Annotated in this window: 1 protein-coding gene; it reads right to left on the bottom strand. The window is 57.5% G+C overall.

All coding sequences use genetic code 11. The annotated features are described in order from the left end of the window. Positions 1 to 53: 53 nt before the first annotated feature. Complete coding sequence (locus HW556_RS18390; protein ID WP_176901569.1) at positions 54 to 713, bottom strand: DUF3885 domain-containing protein; 660 nt, start codon at positions 711 to 713, stop codon at positions 54 to 56. Positions 714 to 786 lie beyond the last annotated feature (73 nt).

Raw genomic sequence — 786 nt, 5'->3', positions numbered from 1 at the left:
TGAACGGAGCGCGTTTAGGCCACGACCGTTTTCCTAAACACCTTCTTTGTTCGTTAGGACAGCCTTTCCTGGTCTGATTTGAACATCAGGTCCATGCGCGACCGGTCGTAGTCCAAGAGCCAGGTGTTGAACTGTTCGTACAGCGGGCGTAATGTCTGCCGGTCCCCGGCAATAAGGTCTAACCCGCGGTCGTCGTACATGTGAAAAATAAGGGCGCGGTCTAGGTTCAGGAAATAGAGCTCGGGCGCCTGCCACAGGCCCCGCCCCGAAAAGCGTGGCGCCCGGGGCGGAAAATCGGCATGGGCAATGGCGGTCAATACCTGTTGGTGGGCGATCCGGTGCGCCGGCAGTCGAATAAACTCCTGGTTCCATACGCGGGACGGGTCGTAGAAACCGCCCGTTTTGGTGTAGGTCAGCTCGCCCTTTACTAAGCCGCGTATCTGCCGGTGGACGAAGTTGCCAAAGCGGATTTTGCGGCGCCGGTACTTGTAGTCCCGTATGAGCAGCAACACCCGGTCGTCGGGCGCAAACGCCGCTTCAAAAAGAGTAGTGGCCCGCCCGATAACGTGGCGGAAGTACTCGTCCGTGTTCGTTTCGCCCACCTGCAGGTCTACACGCAGTCCATAGGTGCCCTGGTAGAAAACGGGCTTTTGCAGCGCCAAGCCGGAGAAGTGGGCGGTCATAAACTGCCGGTATTCTTGTGGAGCGGTCATGGGAAATAGCGTGGGACAGCCAGCAGGAATAAAGGAGCGAAGTACGCTTATTTGCTCCTTTTTCGATTCGACC

The organism is Hymenobacter terrestris (assembly GCF_013377905.1).
Classification (GTDB): Bacteria; Bacteroidota; Bacteroidia; order Cytophagales; family Hymenobacteraceae; genus Hymenobacter; species Hymenobacter terrestris.
Note: the sequence above shows the minus strand (reverse complement) of the source record. Positions and strands in the feature narration are given on the sequence as shown.